The sequence below is a fragment of the Streptomyces sp. SD15 genome (assembly GCF_054462255.1).
The window spans coordinates 55,723-71,853 of record NZ_JBTLMO010000003.1; the positions used below are offsets into that span (position 1 = coordinate 55,723).

The 16,131-nt window shown below is 69.7% G+C and carries 12 protein-coding genes and 2 pseudogenes; 8 read left to right on the plus strand and 6 right to left on the minus strand.

Annotation, left to right across the window (positions count from 1 at the left end):
- Positions 1-253: 253 nt before the first annotated feature.
- On the minus strand, positions 254-1,006 hold the full coding sequence (locus tag ACX28W_RS03785; protein WP_458997312.1) for an NUDIX domain-containing protein: 753 nt from the start codon (positions 1,004-1,006) through the stop codon (positions 254-256).
- Positions 1,007-1,252: 246 nt separating this feature from the next.
- On the minus strand, positions 1,253-2,335 hold the full coding sequence (locus tag ACX28W_RS03790) for a LacI family DNA-binding transcriptional regulator (RefSeq protein ID WP_458997522.1): 1,083 nt from the start codon (positions 2,333-2,335) through the stop codon (positions 1,253-1,255).
- Between the two features lie 244 nt (positions 2,336-2,579).
- Between ACX28W_RS03790 and ACX28W_RS03795 the strand changes: the two genes are divergently transcribed.
- From ACX28W_RS03795 to ACX28W_RS03815, 5 genes are all read left to right on the plus strand, one after another.
- On the plus strand, positions 2,580-3,506 hold the full coding sequence (locus tag ACX28W_RS03795) for a carbohydrate ABC transporter permease (protein ID WP_458997313.1): 927 nt from the start codon (positions 2,580-2,582) through the stop codon (positions 3,504-3,506).
- Positions 3,507-3,510: 4 nt separating this feature from the next.
- Entirely contained in the window at positions 3,511-4,467 is a 957-nt protein-coding gene (locus ACX28W_RS03800) for a carbohydrate ABC transporter permease (RefSeq protein WP_458997314.1), read from the plus strand.
- A gap of 84 nt (positions 4,468-4,551) precedes the next feature.
- Positions 4,552-5,886, plus strand: coding sequence for an ABC transporter substrate-binding protein (locus ACX28W_RS03805; RefSeq protein ID WP_458997315.1), 1,335 nt, complete (start codon positions 4,552-4,554; stop codon positions 5,884-5,886).
- A 101-nt stretch (positions 5,887-5,987) separates the two neighbouring features.
- Positions 5,988-8,057, plus strand: a complete 2,070-nt coding sequence (locus ACX28W_RS03810; RefSeq protein ID WP_458997316.1) for a beta-galactosidase — start codon at positions 5,988-5,990, stop codon at positions 8,055-8,057.
- 106 nt (positions 8,058-8,163) lie between these two features.
- A complete protein-coding gene (locus tag ACX28W_RS03815) occupies positions 8,164-10,230 on the plus strand; it encodes an RICIN domain-containing protein (protein ID WP_458997317.1) in 2,067 nt (688 codons plus the stop codon).
- A gap of 85 nt (positions 10,231-10,315) precedes the next feature.
- On the opposite strand, the pseudogene ACX28W_RS03820 reads toward ACX28W_RS03815, so the two are convergent.
- The 3 genes and pseudogenes from ACX28W_RS03820 to ACX28W_RS03830 all read right to left on the minus strand — a co-directional run.
- Positions 10,316-10,518: pseudogene (locus ACX28W_RS03820) on the minus strand (LuxR C-terminal-related transcriptional regulator); the annotation flags it as partial.
- Between the two features lie 49 nt (positions 10,519-10,567).
- Positions 10,568-10,795 (minus strand): annotated as a pseudogene (locus ACX28W_RS03825) (ABC transporter substrate-binding protein); the annotation flags it as partial.
- A gap of 174 nt (positions 10,796-10,969) precedes the next feature.
- Positions 10,970-11,599, minus strand: coding sequence for a DUF6629 family protein (locus ACX28W_RS03830; protein WP_458997318.1), 630 nt, complete (start codon positions 11,597-11,599; stop codon positions 10,970-10,972).
- Between the two features lie 163 nt (positions 11,600-11,762).
- Between ACX28W_RS03830 and ACX28W_RS03835 the strand changes: the two genes are divergently transcribed.
- From ACX28W_RS03835 to ACX28W_RS03845, 3 genes are all read left to right on the plus strand, one after another.
- Entirely contained in the window at positions 11,763-13,478 is a 1,716-nt protein-coding gene (locus ACX28W_RS03835) for an acyltransferase (protein WP_458997319.1), read from the plus strand.
- A gap of 361 nt (positions 13,479-13,839) precedes the next feature.
- Entirely contained in the window at positions 13,840-14,055 is a 216-nt protein-coding gene (locus tag ACX28W_RS03840) for a DUF4177 domain-containing protein (RefSeq protein ID WP_028804134.1), read from the plus strand.
- Between the two features lie 228 nt (positions 14,056-14,283).
- On the plus strand, positions 14,284-15,084 hold the full coding sequence (locus tag ACX28W_RS03845; protein ID WP_458997320.1) for a VOC family protein: 801 nt from the start codon (positions 14,284-14,286) through the stop codon (positions 15,082-15,084).
- 1 nt (position 15,085) lies between these two features.
- Here the strand turns inward: ACX28W_RS03845 and ACX28W_RS03850 are convergent, their stop codons facing one another.
- A complete protein-coding gene (locus ACX28W_RS03850) occupies positions 15,086-16,078 on the minus strand; it encodes an ArsR/SmtB family transcription factor (protein WP_458997321.1) in 993 nt (330 codons plus the stop codon).
- Between the last annotated feature and the right edge of the window lie 53 nt (positions 16,079-16,131).

The following is a 16,131-nucleotide window of genomic DNA, read 5'->3' on the forward strand; positions in this document are numbered from 1 at the left end:
CGGCCATCCGGCCGGTTCTGGTGGTCGGATGGGCGGCCGGCGTCCGGCGTCCGGCGTCCGGCGTCCGGCGTCCGGCGTCCGGCGTCCGGCGTCCGGCGTCCGGCGTCCGGCGTCCGGCGTCCGGCGTCCGGCGTCCGGCGTCCGGCGGTGCACGACGGCCAGGCGGGTTGGGGCCGCCCCTCGCGACACGCCGGGTAGGCGCTGTGGGCTGCCACCGACCTACCGCACCTACTGCACCTACTGGCGGACGTTCTTAGCGACGGACATCTGAGAACCATCCCTGTAGGACCGGCTCCAAGTAGTCCACTTGCGAACCGCCCAGGGCCGCCAATCCGTCCGGGGAGCGAATGAGGACGATCCGGTCCAGTTCCGGATCACGACCCTGTGCCGCCACCGAGGACACCAGGTCCGCGAACCGTTCGCGCAGGAACGATGTCGGCAGGTACGGAGCGAGGAACAGGACACCGACGCTCCCGTTCCCGGCGCGTGTGACGCGCCACGGGGTCAGGTCGTCGGGCGGTATGTCGACTCCGGTCTCCTCGACCAGTTCCCGGGCCGCGTGCCGACGGAGCGCGGCCGCGTCCAGGGGCTCGTGGTCGTCCGGCGGTTCCACGGAGCCGCCCGGCAGCTGCCAGCGCCCCGGGGAGGCCGTCCACGACGACATCCGCCCCACCAGCAGACCCCCGTCGTCCGTCGGCTGCACGACCGCGACGAACAGCGACGACAGCCACGAGGTGGCGCCTGGGACCCGACGCAGGGCGCGGAGCCGGTAGGTCGTCCGGGCCCAGGTGACGACCACGTCGCGCGGCCCGTCCCGGTCGAGCCCCGCGCATGCCGCCACCGGCCCGTCGAAGAGGCGGGGGTTCGCCTGACGGGCCGCGTCCCACACCCGGTTCATGGCCGCCAGGTCTTCGGGCGACACCAGAGGCGCGGCGGTTTCGACCAGGCGGAGTCGATGGAACTCCAGGAGTTCGACGCCGCGGGGTTGCCTCTGTGGCTCGGCCATCGGCTCATGCTGGCACGCCGGTGTCACCGACGGCGGCTCGCGGCCTCGTGAGATTTCGGGTGGCGGGTCGTAAGTCGGGCGATCCGCCCCGGTAACGGCGCCGGGCACCTGCGGGACAACTCGGGTACGGGCGGGGGCGGTTCATTTCCGCTCCCGCCCCGCTGATCACCGCAAGGACGAGGTCCTTGGGGATGCCGACGGCTCCGGAGTTCCCCGCCGCAGCCAAGGTCCACGGCCACGCAGGAACTATGGAAGCTCCCCGTCCGCGCAGACCACGTCCCCGGCCGAACCACCCTGGCGCGAAGCGGCGGGCGGCGGTGCCGTGCTGTCGCGCACGACGAGCTTGGTGGGTACCAGCCTGGTGCCGTGTTCCGCACCCTCGTGGCGCATCCGCCGCAGTACGCCCTCGACGCAGAGGCGCCCCACTCCGGCGAAGTCCTGGTGCACCGTGGTCAGGGGCGGCACGAAGGAACCTGCCTCGGGGATGTCGTCGAAGCCGATGACGCTGACGTCGTCGGGGACCTTCCGGCCGCGCTCGTGCAAGGCCCGCAAGAGCCCCAGTGCCATCTGGTCGTTGGCGGCGAAGACCGCCGTACAGTCCTCCTGGTCGGCGAGCAGCAGACCCGCGCGATAGCCGGACTCCGCCGACCAGTCGCCTCGCACCAGGGGTGGCGGGACGCGGCCCGCCTCGGTCAGCGCGGTGTGCCAGGCGTCGGCACGGCGTTGTGCCGCGAAGGACTCCGCGGGGCCGGCCAGATGCCAGACCGTGCGATGGCCGAGGTCCAGCAGATGCCGTACGGCGGCACGGGCACCGCCGGCCTGGTCGGTGTCGACCACGCTGTAGCGGTCGCCGGCGTCCGAGTCGGCGACGACGACCTGGACATGAGGAGGCAGGGAGACGGTCACCGCATCGAGAAGGTGCACTTCCATGATGACGATGACGGCGTCGACGGCTAGCTCTCCCAGCCGGGAGAAGGCGCCGCGCACCTCGTCCTGGGTGGGGACGGCGACGGGCAGGAGCGTGACGGCGTAGCCCTCCTGCGCCGCGGACGTGGCGATCGCCTCCAGGGTGCGCATATTGCCCGTGGTGGAGAGGTTGAAGGTGATGACCCCGATGGTGCGGAATTCGCCGCGCTTGAGGGCCCGGGCGGCGCTGTTGGGCCGGTAGCCCAGTTCCTTCATCGCCGCCAGCACCTGTTGCCGGGTCTCTTCGTTCACATTCTCGTAACCATTGGACACACGGGAGACGGTCTGCGAGGAGACTCCGGCCAGGCGTGCGACATCCGCCATGGACACACTCTGGGTGCGCCGCACGGCCCGTTTCCCCATGTGTGTGCGGGCCGGATCCTTGCCCGTCGAGGCGCTGTCCGTGGTGTCCACCCGTCTCCTTCGCTACCCGAGTCGCAGATTCACCAGACGACCCTTGACCGCCGACATTGGCGCAGTGTAGACATGCCGCCATCAGATGTTTACGTAAACATAACAGCCCGCAGATCTGTCTGGGGCGCCGTGTTTGCGCAAACATCGCGACGGCGTGAGACGCCGGCTCCGAGATGGACGAGCGAGGAACGACATGACGACGCTACAACCGTCGGCGGCCGCTGAGCGGCGCACAACCCGGTCTCCGGTGAAAGGGGATCGCCGCTCCTGGACGGGGTGGGGGTTCATCGGCCCCTTCGTGGCCGTGTTCGCCCTCGTCTTCCTGGCACCCATCGGGTACTCGATCTACCTCAGCCTCTTCAGGGACCAGCTGATCGGCGGCACAAGCTTCGTCGGCCTGGACAACTACCAACAGGCCCTGGAAGACGACCAGTTCTGGAACTCCCTCGTACGGGTGTCGCTGTTCCTGGTCATACAGGTGCCGATCATGCTCGGCATCGCCCTGTTGATCGCCCTCGCGCTGGACAGCGGCCGTCTCTACGGCAGGGACTTCTTCCGCATCACGATCTTCCTGCCGTACGCCGTGCCCGCCGTGGTGGCCACCCTGATGTGGGGCTTCATGTACGGCACGCGCTTCGGACTCGTCGGGGACATCAACGACGCCTTCGGTGTGACCCTGCCCGACCCGCTCTCGACCGACCTGGTCCTGGCGTCGATCGGCAACATCGTCACCTGGGAATTCGTCGGCTACAACATGCTGATCTTCTACTCCGCGCTGCGCGTCATCCCGAACTCCCTCTACGAGGCCGCGGAGATCGACGGCGCCGGACAGTTCCGCGTCATCACCGCCATCAAGCTCCCCGCGATCCGCGGCGCCCTCGTCATCGCGACGATCTTCTCGATCATCGGCAGTTTCCAGCTCTTCAACGAGCCGAGCATCCTGCGGCTGCTGGCGCGCAACGCCATCACGACGGACTACACCCCGAACTACTACACCTACTCGCTGTCCTTCAACGGCCAGCAGCACAACTACTCCGCGGCGGTCGCCATCATCATGGGGCTGATCACCATGGTCGTCGCCTATGTCGTGCAGCTCCGCGGCATGCGCAAGGGAGCGTGACACGATGAGCAGCACGAGCAGCCCCGTCACCACCGCCTCCCCGTCCGCATCCGTCCAGACCGTCGAAGCGAGCAAGGGTGCGCCCCGACTGCGCAAGTCCCGTCGGAACGAGCCCGGGCGCCCCAAGCGCAGCGTGCTCCTGACCCTGCTCACCGGCGTGTTCCTGCTCTACACCCTGGTGCCCCTGGTGTGGCTGGTCATCAGCGCCACCAAGACCCAGGAAGGGCTGGCCACGTCGTCCGGCCTCTGGTTCAGCGACGACTTCGCTCTCTGGGACAACATCAGGGAGACGTTCACCTACAACGACGGCATCTTCGTACGCTGGTTCCTGAACACCCTGCTGTACGTCGGGCTCGGCGCCGGCGGTGCCACGTTCCTGGCGATCCTGGGCGGCTACGCGCTGGCGAAGTTCACCTTCCCCGGAAAGCGCGCCGTCTTCGCCGTGGTCATCGGTGCCGTCGCCGTCCCGGGTACCGCCCTGGCGGTGCCCACCTTCCTGATGTTCAGCAAGATGGGGCTGACCGACACACCGTGGGCGGTGATCATCCCCTCGCTCGTCTCACCCTTCGGCCTCTATCTGATGTGGGTCTTCGCCACCGAGGCCATCCCGAACGAACTGCTCGAGGCCGCCCGGATGGACGGCGCGAGCGAGGTGCGGACCTTCTTCCAGGTGAGCCTGCCGCTGCTGGCGCCGGGCATCGTGACCGTCCTGCTGTTCACCACGGTCGCTACCTGGAACAACTACTTCCTGCCGTTGATCATGCTCAAGGATCCGAACTGGTACCCCTTGACCCTGGGCCTGGACGCCTGGAACTCCCAGGCCCAGACGATCGGTGGCGACGTGATCTTCAACCTGGTGATCACCGGTTCACTGCTCACCATCGTGCCGCTGATCGTCGCGTTCCTGCTGCTGCAGAAGTACTGGCAGTCCGGGCTCGCCGCCGGAAGCGTCAAGGAATAACCACCCTCAGGCCCCCACACCCCCCTCAGCGTCACCGCATTCACCCTCACCCTGTCCCACCCACGAAGAAGTGGAAGCATCTCCATGCGCAGAACCACCAGCCGCCTGCTGCGCGGCATAGCCCTCGTCTCCGCCCTCGCCCTGGGAGCGACCGCCTGCGGTTCCAGTGACGACAGCGCCGACCAGAAGCCGGTCTCCGCCGGGGACATCCAGGCGGCTCTGGAGAAGGGCGGCACGGTCACGGTCTGGGCCTGGGAGCCCACGCTCAAGACGGTCGCCGCCGACTTCGAGAAGAAGTACCCCAAGGTCAAGATCAACCTTGTCGGCGAGCGGTCCGGCGACAAGCACTACACCGCCCTGTCGAACGCCATCTCGGCCAAGAAGGGCGTCCCCGACGTCGCGCAGGTCGAGTACTTCGCGCTGAGCCAGTACTCCCTCACCGAGGGCCTCAGCAACCTGGCCCCCTTCGGCGCCGACAAGCTCAAGGACAAGTACACGCCCGGCCCGTGGAACGCCGTGAGCGAGGGTGACGCCGTCTACGGCCTGCCGATGGACTCGGGCCCCATGGCGATGTTCTACAACAAGAAGATCTTCGACAAGTACAAGATCGCGGTCCCGACCACCTGGGACGAGTACGTCGAGGCGGCCGGCAAGCTGCACAAGGCCGACCCCAAGGTCTACATCGCCAACGACGCCGGCGACGCGGGCTTCACCACCAGCATGCTGTGGCAGGCCGGTTCGCGTCCCTACAAGGTCGACGGCACCACGGTGAACGTCGACTTCTCCGACGCGGGCGCCAAGAAGTACACGGACACCTGGCAGAAGCTCATCGACGACAAGCTCGTCTCGCCCATCAACGGCTGGACCGACGACTGGTACAAGGGCCTGGGCGACGGCACCATCGCCACCCTGACCACCGGTGCCTGGATGCCCGCCAACTTCGTCACCGGCGTCCCGCAGGCGGCCGGTGACTGGCGCGCGGCCCCGATGCCGGCCTGGACCAAGGGCGAAAAGGCGAGCGCGGAGAACGGCGGCAGCTCCCTGACCCTGCCCGAGCTGGGCAAGAACAAGGAACTCGCCTACGCCTTCGTCGAGTACGCGAACGCCGGTGACGGTGTGCAGTCCCGTGTCGACGAGGGCGCCTTCCCGGCGACCACCGCGGAACTCCAGTCCGACTCGTTCCAGAACAAGGAGTTCGAGTACTTCGGCGGGCAGAAGGCCAACGAGATCTTCGCCGACTCCGCCGCCAACGTCGCCAGCGACTGGTCGTACCTGCCCTTCCAGCAGTACGCCAACTCGATCTTCAACGACACCGTCGGCAAGGCCTACATCTCCGGCACGAAGCTGGCCGAGGGGCTGAAGTCCTGGCAGGACGCCTCCATCAAGTACGGCACGGAGCAGGGCTTCACGGTGAAGTAGCCGTTCCGAAGTGACAGTTCCGCAGTAAGCCCTCTGAAGTAACGCTCAGAAGTACCCAAGCACCCCGCGCCGCCCCGTGCAGCACACCCGGAAGGACCATCATGATCTCCACCCTCCTGTCCCAGTTGCAGCACGGGGCGGACGGTGATTCCACTCCCCGCCTCGCCTACGGCGCCGACTACAACCCGGAGCAGTGGCCACGCGAGGTGTGGGAGGAGGACGTACGGCTGATGCGCGAGGCCGGCGTCAACATCGTCTCGGTGGGGATCTTCTCCTGGGCCCGCATCCAGCCGGCCGAGAACGAGTGGGACTTCGCCTGGCTCGACGAGGTCATGGACCTGCTGCACGCGGGTGGCATCGGGGTCGACCTGGCCACCGCCACCGCGTCCCCGCCGCCCTGGCTCACCACGGCGCACCCGGAGATCCTTCCGGTGACCGCCTCCGGTGAGACGGTGTGGCCGGGGGCGCGGCAGCACTGGCGGCCCACCTCGCCCGTCTTCCGTGAGCACGCGCTGCGCCTGGTGCGGAAGATGGCGGAGCGGTATGCGAACCACCCCGCGCTGGTGGCCTGGCACGTCTCCAACGAGCTGGGCTGCCACAACATCTACGACTACTCCGACGACGCCGCCCGTGCCTTCCGCGACTGGCTGCGCACCCGCTACACCACCCTGGACGCGCTCAACCACGCCTGGGGCACCTCCTTCTGGTCCCAGCGGTACAGCGCCTGGGAGCAGATCCTGCCGCCCCGGCTGGCCGGCTCCCACCCGAACCCCACGCAGCAGCTGGACTTCAAGCGCTTCTCCTCCGACGTACTGAAGGAGTACCTGCGCGCGGAGCGCGACCTGCTGCGCGAGATCACGCCCGATGTTCCGATCACCACCAACTTCATGGTGATGGGCAACACCAAGGGGATGAACTACGCCGACTGGGCCGCCGAGGTCGACTTCGTCTCCAACGACCACTACGTCGTCCCCGGCCCGCAGGACCGGGACGAGCTGTCCTTCTCCGCCAACCTGGTCAGTGGCATCGCCGGCGGACGTCCCTGGTTCCTCATGGAGCACTCCACCAGCGCCGTCAACTGGCAGCCGATCAATGTGGCCAAGCGTCCCGGTGACCTGGCCCGTGACTCGCTGGTGCACGTCGCGCACGGCGCCGACGCCGTGTGCTACTTCCAGTGGCGCCAGTCGGCGGCCGGCGCGGAGAAGTACCACTCGGCGATGGTGCCGCACGCCGGACGCGACAGCGAGGTCTTCCGTGCGGTGACCGGCCTCGGGCAGACCCTCAAGACGCTGGCCCCGGTCGCGGGTACCGAGCGCGAGCCTGCGCGGGTCGGGATCGTCTTCGACTGGGAGTCGTGGTGGGCCAGTGAGCAGGACTCCCACCCCACCGCCCGGCTCGACTACCGCCAGGAGGCGCTCGACTGGTATTCCGCCCTCCTCGCCCTCGGCGTCCGGGCCGATGTCGTCACCGCGCAGACGGAGCTGGACCGCTACCAGGTGCTGATCACACCGGTGCTGCATGTCGTCCCCGCCGCGCTGGCCAAGGAACTCACCCGGTACGTCGAGAACGGCGGCCACCTGGTCACCACGTACTTCTCCGGCGTCGTCGACGAGAACGACCACATCTGGCTCGGCGGCTATCCCGGAGCTCTGCGTGAACTGCTCGGCATCCGCATCGAGGAGTTCGGCCCCCTGCTCGACGGCGACACGGTCGATGTCGCAGTGGACGGCGAACCGGACGGCGCCGCCACGGGCACCGGAACCCTGTGGACCGACCGGGTCACCGTCACCGACCCGGACGTGGAGGTGCTGGCCCACTACCGCAGCGGTACGTACGCCGACCGCCCCGCAGTCACCCGCCGCACGACGGGCCGGGGCTCGGCGGCGTACGTCTCCACCCGGCTCGGAGCCGACGGCCTCACCGGTCTGCTGCCGAAGCTGCTCGCCCCGGCCGGTGTCGGCAGTGAACTGCCCGACTCGGCGCGCGGAAGCGTCGAGCTGATCGTGCGGCGCAACGCCGACAGCCGCTATCTGTTCCTGGTCAACCGGACCGACGAGACGGTGCCGCTGACCGGACTCGCCGGGGATCTCCTGGTCGGCCGGACGGACGACGACGGCACCGTCGTCCTCTCCCCGCGGGACGTCGCCGTGCTGCGGCAGCCCGCCCCCTGACGCCCCTCGAACAGCACCAAACCGTTCGGAGGGTCATACACCGCCCGTGCCCGCTCAGGGCACGGGCGGTGCACCGAAGCGACCACAGACGAGTTGGGAGCACACGATGGCACGCCGCCGTACCCGCACGAGACGGCTTTTGGGAACCATCGGAGTCACCGCCCTGGCCACCGGGGCAGCACTGGTCACCGCCCCGCCGACGAGCGCGGAAACCTCGACGGTGGCGGCCGCTTCCGTCACCGTCCGGCCGGACCCCTCCTACAAGGAGCAGAGCTTCGAGGGGTGGGGCACCAGCCTGGTCTGGTTCGCCAACGCCACCGGCGACTACCCGGCGGAGATCCGCGAGAAGCTGGCCCAGCTCCTCTTCGGCGACGACGGCCTGGCCCTCAACATCGCCCGCTACAACATAGGTGGCGGCAACGCCCCCGACGTCAAGGACTACCTCCGGGCCGGCGGGGCGGTCGAGGGCTGGTGGAAGGCCCCGGACGGCACCACCCGCACGGACACCGACTGGTGGAGCGCCGACGACGCCGCCGACTGGAACCCGGACTCCGACGCCACGCAGCGCTGGTGGGTGGACCGGATCAAGAACGACATCGACCACTGGGAGACGTTCAGCAATTCGCCGCCCTGGTTCATGACCACCAGCGGCTATGTCTCCGGCGGCTTCAACTCCACCGACGAACAGCTCAAGGCGGACTCCGTCGACGACTTCGCCGCCTATCTGGCGGGCGCGACCAAGCGACTGGAGAAGGCGCACGGCATCAAGGTCGACACCCTCGACCCGTTCAACGAACCGAACACCAACTACTGGGGCACCCGTCTGGGAACCGACGGCCAGCCGGTCGGCGGCCGTCAGGAAGGGGCTCACATCGGCCCCGAACTCCAGCAGAAGGTGATCCGCGCGCTGGCCCCCGCCCTCAAGAAGGCGAAGACCGGCGCGGAGATCTCGGCGATGGACGAGACCAACCCGAACCTCTTCGCGCAGAACTGGAACTCGTACTCCCAGGATGTGCGCGATCTCGTCGGCCAGATGAACGTCCACACCTACGGCACCGGCGGCCGCACCAGCGCGCGTGACCTGGCCAAGGCCGCGGACAAGCCGCTGTGGATGAGCGAGGTCGAGGGCGACTGGGGTGACGGCCAGAGCTTCACGGACATGCGTCCCGGCCTCGGGCTGGCCCAGCAAATGGTCGACGACCTGCGCGAACTCGAGCCCAAGGCCTGGGTGTTCTGGCAGCCCGTCGAGGACTACGACAACATGAAGCCCGGCGGGGAGTCGGCCAAGGGCGGCAACTGGGGCAGCATCCAGCTCCCGTTCAGCTGCACCTCCGAGGACACCCTCGAATCCTGCCCGATCTACACGAACACCAAGTTCGACACCGCCCGCAACTTCACGCACTACATCAAGCCGGGCGACCGACTGATCAAGACCGACGACACCTCCAGCGCGGCCGCGGTCTCCAAGTCGGGCAAGGCGGCGACCGTCGTCCACGTCAACCGCACCACCGACGCCCGTACGGTCACCATCGACCTGTCCAAGTTCGGCCACATCGCCCGCAACGCGACGGTGACTCCTGTCGTCACCAGCGCCGACGGCAAGCTCGCTCGGCAGACACCTGTCGCGGTCACCGGCCGCCAGGCCACGTTCACCGTGCCCGCCCAGTCCGTGACCTCCTTCGTCGTGAAGGGCGTGTCCGGTGTGGCGAAGGACGCCGCCCTGCTGAAGAAGGGCCACACGTACGAACTGACCGGCGTCCAGAGCGGCAAGGCGCTCACCGTCGCGGACGACGGCACCAAGCTCGTCATCAAGACCGCGAGTGCGGACGCGGTCGGCACGGGTCAGCAGTGGCAGCTGCGGCAGATCAGCGGTGACACCGGCAACCGGCAGCGGTACGTGTTCACCAACCCCGCGGAAGGAAAGCGGCTGGCCGTTCGTGACGGCGCCCCGGTCCTGGAGGCGGACAGCGGTCGGCGTGACAAGGCCACTCAGTGGATCATGTCGACGACCGGCGACGGCACGTGGACCCTGGTCAACGCCGCCACCGGCGGGCTCCTCGAGGTAGGCGGCCAGGCCACCGCCGAGGGATCCGCCGTCACGATGTGGACGCCGAACTCCGGTTCCAATCAGCGGTGGAAGGTCTCCGACGTGACCGAGCGGGTCGGGTCGTAGCGTTCAGCGGATGCGGGGTCCCGGCGTTTGGTAACCCCGCATCCGCATCCCCGCGTCTTCCGGGTGGGCTGCGGGGCCTTGTGCGTCAGGTGAGGTCGAGAAGACCTCGGCGCACGGCCTCCGACACAGCCGCCGCCCGATTGTCGACCTTGAGTTCGCGATAGACGCGCACGAGGTGCGTCTTGACCGAGGCCTCACTGAGGAACAGCGCGTCGCGTCGGCAATGGCCCGGTTGCTTCGTCCCGCGGCCATCAGCCGGACAACCTCGATCTCGCGATGGCTCAAGTCATGGTGGGTATCGACCACTTGGCCGACGAGTTCAGCGACGATCTCCGCCGCGCGTCGGGGTGTCACCCCCGGCGTAGATGACGAGCTTGCCGCCCTCCGCCAGGGCCGCCTGGTACAGCTCGTCGAGCGTCCTGGTCTCCTCGGATCCGGCGGCCCGTCGGGATCCGGCGGGCGAGGCAGCGGCGGCGGGGATCGCCGTGGTACCGAGCGCGCCGACGCCGAGGGCCGCACCGGCTCCGGTGGCAAGTACACGTCGTCTGCTGAGGAAGCTGGACACTCTGCGGGCCTCTCTTCGGGGGTGAGGACCTGGGCGCGACTCGCCACCATGGTCAGTGGTGAGTCTGGCCCCGCAGAGAGGCCTTTCGCGTCGTCGATTCGGAGCGGACGACACGCCGACGATGGAACCGGCGTTCAATGGAACGGTTGAACGCCGGTGACCGAAGACCCCGGGTCACCGACCCGCGTCCGGGAGTACCGGTCGTCGGCGCACCCACCCGAACAGAGCCACCGAACACACTGCCGCGAACGCGCACCAGGTCGACACGAACTCCAGCTCCCACAGCGCACAGCAGATCCCCGCACCCTCGCCGACCAGCACACCGAACAGCAGAAGTCGACGATCGCCGGAGAGCAGGAAGGAGCCGACGGTGGCCAGGAGGTAGCCCGCGACGAGCAGTTCCGGGTGGGACAGATCGACGACGTAGCCCAGGGTGTGGCCGTGGATCTCGGCCCGCACGGGACGGGCCGCGAGAGCGTACGCCAGTGCCGCGGCGGTCGCGGCGCCGATGGCCAGCGGGACCATGAGGCGGCGCCGGGCGTGCCCTGGCGCCGCGCACATCACACCGGCCGGCACCCACACCGCCAGCAGCGGAAGGGCGATGACGGCCCAGGCGACGGTGGCGGGCCCCGTACCCCCACCGGAGTCCCAGACCACGGACTCGACGATCTGATGAGCCCCGAGGAGCAACGGCAGCGCGGCCAACGGGAGATCACGGGCCCGTCGCGCCCATGTCACACAGACCACTCCCACAGCGGCGATACCCGCACCGGCTGCCAGGTCGGCCGTCGCACTCCAGCACATCGCGTCACCATGGGGTCGGCCGTCAGGTGATGACACACCTCTACGGTGCACCACGCTACGGGGGCGGCGCACCCATGTCCCCGGTGGACACGGCAGTCACGGGGGACGGCCCAGGAACCCCTGGGATTGCCCGGCCGGTAAGCGCTCTCTAGACTCCCGTGCGATGGACACGGAAACCTCCCTCGAAGACGCCTACTTCGACTCCTGCCCCTGGGATTTCGTTCCTCGTGCCTCCGCCGGGCAGCGCGCCGCACAGGACGCCCACCAGCGGCGGCTGGCGGATTCCGGCGCGAGCTTCGGGCCGGACTGCTACGTCTCTGAGGCCGCCGGTGTCTTCGCCGACGCGCTGCGGCTGGGCGCGAACTCCTATATCGCCGGGCATGCCTATGTCACCGGAGAGGTGACCGCGGGCTCCGACTGCACCATCAACCCGTACGCCACGGTCCGGGGCCGGATCGCCCTCGGCGACGGGGTGCGGATCGGCGCGCACAGTTCGCTGCTCGGCTTCAACCACGGCTTCGCCCCCGACCGGCCCGTGCACCGGCAGCCACTCACCAGCAAGGGCATCACCGTCGGCGACGACGTGTGGATCGGCTCGCACGTCGTCGTCCTCGACGGGGTGGCCATCGGCGACCACTGTGTGGTGGGCGCGGGCGCGGTCGTCACCAAGGACCTGCCGCCGTGGACCATCGCCGCCGGCAACCCGGCCCGCCCGCTGCGCGATCGCCGCGCCCAGGGCGCATCACCGGATCGAGCGGTTCCGGGTGACCTGGGGGACGCCGTCGCCCGGTTCGCCGACCGGGCCCGGGCGCAGGCCGCCGACCTCATCGCCCGCTGCTGGGATCCTGACACCGGCCGCTATGCCGATCGGCCGGGCGCGGCGGCGACGGTGCGCGCGCAGTGCGACGCCATCGAGATCGCCGACCTGCTGCTGGGCTCGCCCCCCGAGCAGTTGGCCACCGCCGAACACACCGAGCGGCTGCGGGGCCTGCAGGACCCCGGCAGCGGTCTTGTGCCCGAGTTCGCCCCCGACGGCGGTCCGGGAGTGCTGCCCACCCCGGCCGACGACGGCTGGATCGACGACGGCGCCGCCGAGTACCACGTGCTGTCCGTGGGGTACGCCCTGGACCTGCTGGGTTCCCGTTTCACCCAACCGGTCCATGTCGTACGGAACATGACGCCGGGTCAGTTGATGTCCCGCCTGGAGTCGCTGCCGTGGCGGACGCGGGCCTGGTCGGCCGGTGCCTGGGTGGACTGCTGGGCGACCGGCGCGTATCGCAATCTGGAGCTCGGCGCCGAGTCCGGGCAACCCGGCGCGCTGGAAGCGCTGTTCGGCTGGCTGACCACGCGGGTGGATCCGTGGACGGGGATGTGGGGCGAGGCCGACTCGCCGGCCGCGGGTCGGCTCCAGCTGGTCAACGGCTACTACCGGCTCACCCGCGGCTCCTTCGCGCAGTTCGGCCTCGAAGTGCCGTACCCGGAGCGGGTCGTGGACACCGCGCTGGCCCATGGCGGAGAGCCCCGCTGGTTCACGGCGGGTCGGGAGAACGCCTGCAATGTGCTGGACGTGGCGCACCCCTTGTGGCTCGCGGGGCGCCGGACCGGTCATCGGGGGGCCGAGGTGCGGGCGTGGGCCGAGGAGCAGCTGACGCGGGCGCTGGGGCGCTGGCGGGACGGCGCCGGATTCGGTTTCGGCCCTGCGGGTGAGGGGGGCTCGGGTCCGGGGCGGGAGCCGGGGCTGCAAGGCACCGAGATGTGGCTCGCGACGGTTTGGCTGCTGGCGGATCTGGCGGGGGTGGCGGACCGGTTGGGGTACCGGCCTCGGGGCGTTCATCGCCCGGAACCGGGTCGGTCGTCGGGGTTCGGGGCGCCCGGGTAGGCCACGCGGTGCGGCGCTCCCCGGCATGCCGCACGCAGACAGCCACGCTCGTCCACCGAAGCCTGGGTCCTGAGGACCGCTCCGGGCCTGCGCGAGCAGGAGTCCCGAGGAGCGGGAGGCCGGGTTTTCGGAGTGCGGGTTGCCGAATAACCCGCCGTTGATCCACTCGGCGCTCCCCCTCGATGCCGGAGACGTCTTTGGTGCCCCAATGTGACCGGTGGCTGTGCCTCGTCCATGAGTCCGCTCCGCCCGACCGGTCCTTCTCCTACCCCGGACCAGCCATTCATGAAGCTTCAACAAAGGTATGTGTGATGGGGTGGGCCCCGGCCATGCCAACCGACCCGCAGGAGAGCCCGCAGCCATGAGCAGCCCTTACACCTACGAGTACAAGGTCGTCACGTTCCGGGAGTCGCTCATCGGCGACGCGCTGGACAGCGACAAGCTGGAGAAGGTCCTGAACAAGCATGCGGGGGACGGCTGGGCGCTCAAGGCCATCACGTCCGCCGACGTCAAGGGCCGCATAGGCCCCGGCGCCGTCGAGGGCCTGCTGCTGACCTTCGAGAGGCCGCGCGGATAGCTCCTCCCCTGCCCGCACATGTCCCCGTGGAGTGCGCGGAACGCCGAGGCGAGGGATGCTGGAGCTGATGGGACAGCGGAACCGCGGGCGGTACTGACGCCGTCGGAGGCCTTCCGGCACGGAAGGCCTCTCTCGGCTGAGCGGATGCCGGGCGTGCTGCATGCCACGGGCGCCCACCCATACCCGCGCCGGACCGCTGCCGGCCAGTGATGTCAGGACGGTGCGGCGATGAAGAGCGGCAGAACCCTCGACAGTGGGGTCGTCTCGAGTCATTCGGTGTGCGGTGCACCGTGCTGGGTCAGTCTGACCACGCGCGACCTGCGGGCCGCACAGGAGTTCTACCACGCGGTGCTGGGCTGGGAGTGGCACCTGGGCAGACTGGGCCGACAGTACAAATTCGCGCGGGTCAACGGCGTGCCGGTGGCCGGCGTCGCGGCGGTTGCCGCCATCGGGCCGAAGGCCGCCGCCTGGACCCCCTACTTCGCCGTGGCCAACGCGGACGAGACCGTGTCCCGCAGCCAGGAGCGCGGCGGCACGACCGCGGTGGGGCCGATCTCGTTCCCGCCGGGGCGGGCGGCACTGCTCGCCGACCGGGACGGAGCGGTCTTCGGCATCTGGGAGGGCGAACTCGTGGCCGACTGGGAGAAGTGGCGCCGCGCGGCACCGGTCTTCGTACGGCTGCACACCCGCGACGCCTTCGACGCCGCCATTTTCTACGGGGAGGTCCTCCAGTGGGCCACCTCGGCCCCCGGATGCTGCGAGGTCGACTACGAGGACAACGAAGTCGTGCTGCGCAGCCAGGGCGACGTCGTGGCCCGTATCCACTCCGGCGCGGTGGAGGCGGCACCCGACCCCACGATCAGGCCGCACTGGCGGATCCACTTCACGGTCGACGACGTGGAGGCCTGCGCCCGGGCCGCGCGCGCCCACGGAGGCACGGCCCACCAGCAGGGGGTCGGCTCGACGGAGGCGATCCTGAGCGATCCCGACGGGGCACACTTCACGGTGACCTCCAAGGGCGCCGGATAGCTCAAGCCCCGCCCGCCAGCTCGTCCCCCAGCGCCGTGCGCTCGTACAGGACGTAGTAGCCCCGTCGGTGCGAGACCAGCAGTCCCGCGTCGCGCAGCACCGAGAGGTGGGCCGAGACGGACGAAGGGGCCAGGCCGTGGCGGTCGGCCAGGGTCGTGGTCGAGGCGGGGGCGTCGAGGCCGGCCAGGACGGTGGCACGATGGTGTCCCAGCAGCCGGGTCAGGGCCGCGGGCGCCTCGGCGGTGGCGTGCCCGGCCGGCAGGCCGCCCGTGCCCCGGGCCGGATAGATCACCGTCGGCTGCCAGGGCCGGGCGAAGCCGCTCACCACGTCCGGCCGCACGAAGACGCTGGGCATCAGCAGCACACCCCGCCCGTCGGCGCCCTGCGCCTCCTTGTGGTCGCCGTACCCGCGCAGGGTCAGCGTGTCGTGGGCCCACTCGATCTCGGGGTGCAGGTCGCCGAAGAGCGCTTCGAGGCCGCCGTCCGCCAACTGCCGTGCGCGGTGGGTGATGTCGGCCTCCAGGAGGGCCTGGTGGCGGGGCCAGTCCGGGGCGAGCAGCGCGTGCCAGGCCCGCTCGGTGAGATCGGCAAGGCGGTGCACGGTGGCCGCGGGGTCGTCCAACGCCGCGCGGCCGTACGGTGATTGGGCCGCGCCCGGGGTGCACGCCAGCGAACGCGCCAGCTCCCCGCGGGCCATGGCAGGGTCCGTGGCCCGCATCCGCGCCAGTTCCTCCTCGAAGGAGGCGCTCGGCGCCTGGGGCGGCGGTCCCAGGAAGTCCGGGGTGTATCCGCCCTTGCGGGGGATGAACAGCCACAGCTCCGACAGGTCCAGGCCTGCCACGGTGTCGCGTACGCGCCGCAGCCAGTCCCGGTGAAAGGCGTGCCGGGCGGGCCGCCGCAGCATGCGCAGCGCCTCGTGCGTCTGGCAGAGCGGGGACACCGCGAAGCGGCACCGCGTCAGGTCGTCGGTACCCAGGTGCAGGGTCAGCGGCAAAACGGCCTCCGTCGCCTTCGGGGAGCCCTCGGAGACTTCCCGTGATGTCCGGT